The sequence below is a fragment of the Blautia sp. ZXY-1-C6 genome (genome assembly GCF_056339875.1).
This window is the reverse complement of sequence record NZ_JBWJVQ010000028.1, coordinates 1-4,824: the sequence shown is the minus strand read 5'-3', so window position 1 is coordinate 4,824 and position 4,824 is coordinate 1. Positions and strand designations below refer to the sequence as shown.

Genomic DNA, 4,824 nt, shown 5'->3' with positions numbered 1-4,824 from the left:
TTGCTGGCATTTTTGGATTCCAGAAGGGAAAAATTCTGGAACCGGCTATGGGGATTGGAAACTTTTTTCATGGTCTTCCGGAAAGTATGCAAAAATCCCAGCTTTATGGCGTGGAGATTGATGCCATAAGCGGAAGGATTGCACAAAAGCTCCACCCTTCAGCCAGTATCCAGATTAAAGGATTTGAAAAAACGGAATTTGAGGATAACAGCTTTGATGTAATTGTAGGAAACGTGCCTTTTGGGGATTTCCGTTTGTATGATCCCCGATATAAAAAGATGAAGTTGAAAGTCCATGATTATTTTATCCGGAAAAGCATGGACCTCCTTCGGCCAGGAGGCATTTTGGCAGTGGTAACTTCAAAAGGGACGTTGGATAAAAATGACAGCGCTGTGAGAAAAAATTTGGCAGAACAGGCAGACCTTTTAGGGGCAGTCCGGCTTCCGGCAGATTCTTTTGGAAAGAGCGCCAATACCGCAGTTACCAGTGACCTTTTGTTTTTTCAGAAAAAAGCAGAGCCTTCGATTGGGGAGCCGATCTGGACTTATACAGGGCTTACGGAAGACATGGTACCGGTAAATGAGTATTATCTGGAACACCCGGAAATGATGCTTGGGAAAATGGTCTGGTTTGAACAGTTTTTCGGGAAAGATTCCAAATATACAGCCCTGGTCAATGAAGCGGAAGACTTTGACCTGGAAAAAAGAATTTTGGACGCAGTTGGAGAGCTTCCTAAAAACTGTTATGAAGAAAGCATAGCAGAAAAAAAGAAGGAAGAGCAGGACGTCTTAGCTGCTTCCCCAAAGATACCTAATTATACGTTTACGGTGATACAGGACGAAGTATATTACCGGGAAGGGGAGTCTTTATACCGGAGTCAGGCAAAGGAAAGTGTGAAGCGCCGGATACGTGCCATGCATAAAATCCGCCTTCTGGTGCGTGAAATTTTACAGATACAGCAGGAAAATTGTTCTGACCAGGAACTGAAAAAGGCACAGGAACAGTTAAACCGTTTGTATGATGCCTTTGTGAAAACGCATGGATATTTCTGTGACCGGACAAATAAAATGGCGTTCCGGCAGGACAATGATTATCCCCTGCTATCTTCCCTGGAAGTGGTTGATGAGGACAAAAACGTAACCAAAGCCGATATTTTTTACAAAAGGACCATACGCCCCAGAGATGTGATAGACAAAGTGGAAAATGCCCAGGAAGCATTGCATATCAGTCTGTCAGAATATAACCGGGTGGATATTCCCTATATGCTCTCTCTTTATCTGGGAAACAGGAAAGAAATGCTCCAGGAATTAAAAGGGTTAATCTACCAGAACCCGGTACTGGCAAAGGAAGAAGATCCCAATTCGGAGTGGGAAACCGCAGATGAGTATTTAAGCGGCAATGTGCGTCAGAAGCTCCGTACAGCCAGGATCTATGCGCAGAACAATCCCTTGTTTGTAGACAACGTGGAAGCACTGGAAAAGGTACAGCCAAAAGAACTGACAGCGCCTGAGATCAGTGTAAAACTGGGAACAACCTGGATTGAAAATGAGGATTACGAACAGTTTATATATGAGCTTTTGGAAATCCCGGAGAGCAACCAGAGAAACTATTGCGCTCATAGTGGCCATGCCCTCAAGATTGAGCGCTTAGATGCAGATATGTCTTACCATATTGACAGGGGAAATTTTTTTGGAGGAACCATTCGTACCAGGGAAACCTATGGCACAAGATTTATGGATGCGATCAGCATTATAGAGGAACTGTTAAACAGCCGGATTGTGACCATAAGGGACCGGGTGCAGGAAGGGGGAAAGGGTGCGTTATGTGATTAATCGGAAGGAAACCATGCTTGCCAGGGATAAGGCGGAGCAGATAAAAGAAGCCTTCCGGGACTGGATTTTTAAGGAACCAGAGCGCAGAAAAAAATATGTGGATTTTTACAATGAAACCTTTAACTGCGACAGACAACGAAGCTATGATGGCTCTTATTTAAAACTGCCGGGACTGAACCCTTTGTTAAAACTGCGTCCTTATCAGAAAAATGCTGTAGCAAGGGCATTGCTGTGTGGAGGGAACACCTTGCTTGCCCATACGGTAGGCGCTGGTAAATCTCTGGAAATGATCTGTATCTGTATGGAGATGAGGAGGCTGGGGCTGGCAACGAAACCCCTTCTTACGGTTCCCAACCACCTGACCTTCCAGATGGGGGCAGAATTTTTGCGGGCCTACCCAGATGCGAAGATCCTGATTACCAGAAAAGAAGATTTTCAGAAGGAAAACCGCAGGCGCATGATTGCCAGAATGGCAACAGGGGATTATGACTGTATTATTATCGGACATACGCAGTTCCAGAGAATTGCCATTTCCCCTGACCGGCAAAGAGCCATGATAGAAGAACAGGCAGAGCAACTGGTAGAAGCCATTAACCAGGCAAGGGAAGAAGCAGGAAAGAACTGGTCCATAAAGCAGATGGAAAGTAGAAAGAAAAAACTGTTGCAGAAAATCGAAGAACTGAACAATGAAGAAATCAAAGATGATGTGATGTACTTTGAAGAAACAGGCGTAGATGCCTTATTTGTAGATGAAGCGCACCTGTTCAAGAACTTGGAAATTTTTACGAAAATGAACAATGTTGCGGGTCTGGGTTCCAGCGGTTCCCAGAGGGCTATGGATATGCGTATGAAAATCCAGTATATCAACGAAAAAAATCAGGGAAGGGGCGTCATTATGGCAACGGGAACCCCTCTGTCAAACTCAATGGTGGAACTTTATGTGATGCAGTTATATCTGCAGGAAAGGCGGCTTCACGAAAAGGGGATTTACCATTTTGATGCATGGGCTTCTGTGTTTGGGGAAGTTACCAGCTCTTTGGAACTGGCACCGGAAGGTACTGGTTACCGGATGCGGACCAGGTTTAATAAGTTTATCAATCTGCCGGAACTGATACACCTGTTTAAAGAAGTAGCAGACATTATTCTGCCTGATATGCTAGATATTAAGCGGCCAGAATTAAAGGACGGAAAATATAAGGTTGTAGTATCGGAAGCCTCTGATTATGTCAAAGAACGTATGCAGGAAATGGTGGAAAGGGCAGAAGCAATCCATAGAGGTGTGGTAGATCCAAAGGACGACAATATGCTCCGGATTACCGGGGAAGCAAGGCTTTTGGGTACAGATCCCCGGCTTTTGGACAGTTATGCTCCGGTAGATTCGGATTCCAAACTGAATAAAGCAGTAGAAAACATTTACCAGGAATATGTACAGTCCCAGGAACAGAAAGGAACCCAGATTGTTTTTTCGGATATTGGGACACCCGGACCTGGGAAAGCGTTTACCGTCTATGATTATTTAAAACAGGAACTGATTACCAGAGGTGTTCCAGAGGAAGAAATCTGTTTTATCCATGATGCAAAAACAGATGAACAGAGGGACCGTATGTTTTCCGATGTCAGAGCCGGAAGGAAACGGATTATTATAGGAAGTACCGAAAAACTGGGGGTAGGAACCAATATCCAGACCAGAATGGTGGCGGCTCATCATATCGACTGCCCCTGGAAACCTTCTGATATTGAACAGCGGGAAGGGCGCATTATCCGCCAGGGGAATGAAAATGAGGAAGTCAATATTTACCGCTATGTAACAAAGGGTTCTTTTGATGCTTATTTATGGGGCATTGTAGAAACAAAACAGCGGTTTATCAGCCAGGTATTTACCAGCCGGGAACTGGCAAGGATCTGTGAGGATATAGATGAAACCGTATTAAATTTTGCAGAGATTAAAGCGGTAGCTTCTGAAAATCCCCTGATTATGGAAAAAATACAAGTAGATAATGAAGTGGCACGTCTGAGAATTCTAAAAGCTGCACATGAAGGGAAACGGTTTACCCTGCAAGATGCGGTCACTTTCCAGTATCCGAAAAGGATACAAAGCCTGAAGGGAGAACTGCAATTACTTCAAAAGGATTTGGAGCGCAGGAACCAGGCTATGGAAGTACAGCCGGGGTTTGCAATCACGCTGCAGGGAAAAGTTTATGAAAAACACAAAGAAGCAGGTGAAGTTCTGCGTGGGATTATAGAAGGGGTAACAGCTTTTACCAGGCACGAAGTCGGTATATATAAGGGGTTTCAGGTATCTGTCCAAAATGATATGCTGGGACCGATCTTGTTCCTTCAGGGAGAGAAGGAGTATAGTGTGGAGTTAAAAAGCAGTGACTCCGGTAACATGGTCCGTATAGAAAACCGCTTGAATGCCCTTGATAAAGCAGTGGAGGACGTTCAAAAAGAAATTAAGACCTGCGAAAATGAGATAAAAAATGCAAAGCAGGAATATGAAAAGCCCTTCCCGTATGAGGAGCTTTTAAAAGAGAATATTACCCGGCAGATGGAGATTGATGCAGAACTGGAAATCAAGGACCAGGAGGAGTGTGTGGAAGTGCAGGAGGAAACTAAAAATCTTCCATGCCAGACAGCAGTTCGGTAACGAAAAATAGAGTAGAAAAGGAGATCACAATATGGAATATAATATCAGAGTATATAAACCGGAATTGAAACAGGAAGAAGGAAAAATCAATAACCTGAAAGGATTTGCTACCATTACCTTTGATGAGGCCTTCTGTGTGAAAAGCCTTGCAATTAAAGAGTCCTCGAAAGGAAATCTGTATCTCGATATGCCCCGTTACAGAGATTATGAAACAGGGGAGTATGTTCCTTTTTTCCGGTTTACGGATAAGGAATTTCAAAAGGAAGTGTTGGATACCGTAAGGGAAGCCTATGAGAATATGACAGAAACGAAAACAGACTGTAAGGGCTGTTGGGGAGAGGAAGA

The 4,824-nt window shown here is 43.9% G+C and carries 3 protein-coding genes; all 3 read left to right on the top strand.

All coding sequences use genetic code 11. The annotated features are described in order from the left end of the window. Window positions 1-1,832 (top strand): N-6 DNA methylase (locus AC075J_RS01415; protein ID WP_476389878.1); only part of this gene is annotated, 1,832 nt, incomplete at its 5' end. Beyond that, entirely contained in the window at window positions 1,825-4,479 is a 2,655-nt protein-coding gene (locus AC075J_RS01410) for a helicase-related protein (RefSeq protein WP_476389877.1), read from the top strand. The genes AC075J_RS01415 and AC075J_RS01410, both read left to right, overlap by 8 nt. A 31-nt stretch (window positions 4,480-4,510) precedes the next feature. Further along, window positions 4,511-4,824 (top strand): septation protein SpoVG family protein (locus AC075J_RS01405; RefSeq protein ID WP_476389876.1); only part of this gene is annotated, 314 nt, incomplete at its 3' end.